1 protein-coding gene is annotated in these 574 nt (G+C 69.9%); it reads right to left on the bottom strand.

All coding sequences use genetic code 11. The features are described from left to right. The coding region (locus RF645_RS13210; protein ID WP_368819263.1) for a hypothetical protein at positions 1 to 368 on the bottom strand (368 nt) is incomplete at its 3' end. Between the last annotated feature and the right edge of the window lie 206 nt (positions 369 to 574).

Genomic DNA, 574 nt, shown 5'->3' with positions numbered 1-574 from the left:
AGTCCTTTCTCCGGCACCTGCACCCGCTGGGACGGGGTTGGGGCGTTGAGGACCTGGGAGAGTTTGGACCATGCCAGGGTCTTGTCCAGCTGGGAGGCCTTGAACCAGACCGGCTGTCCCGCCTCGTCCATGCGCCCGGTGCCGAACTTGTACCCCGACATTCGCCCCGTCGTCGCACGGTTGGCCTCAAACGCCACCCCCGCCTTCTCCAGCTCGGCATCGAAGCCCTCAGTGCCGCCGCCGACCGCTCGGGCCGCACACGCCCGGATCACGGTGGCCAGTTCCACCCGCTCCGGCGGCACATGGGTGCGCAGCGCCTGGTGGCGTTCTCCGCGGGTGATCTGGTGATCGGCCGCCCGCCGGGACACCCTCGTGGTCTCTCGCGGAGCCGCCTGCAGCCCGTATGCCTGCTCAAGCTCGGCACACGCGGTTTGGGCCTGGCGGTAGTCCTGGCGCCCGTGCCAGACCTGCCCGGTGTCGGTGACCCTTGAGGCGGACCAGGTGCACGTGGTCATCGGCGTGCCGAACCACCACCCATGGGCGGTCCTCCAGGCCCATCCGGGTCATGAACGCC

The sequence above is a fragment of the Kocuria sp. CPCC 205260 genome (assembly GCF_040981045.1).
Taxonomy (GTDB): Bacteria; Actinomycetota; Actinomycetes; order Actinomycetales; family Micrococcaceae; genus Kocuria; species Kocuria palustris.
Note: the sequence above shows the minus strand (reverse complement) of the source record. Positions and strands in the feature narration are given on the sequence as shown.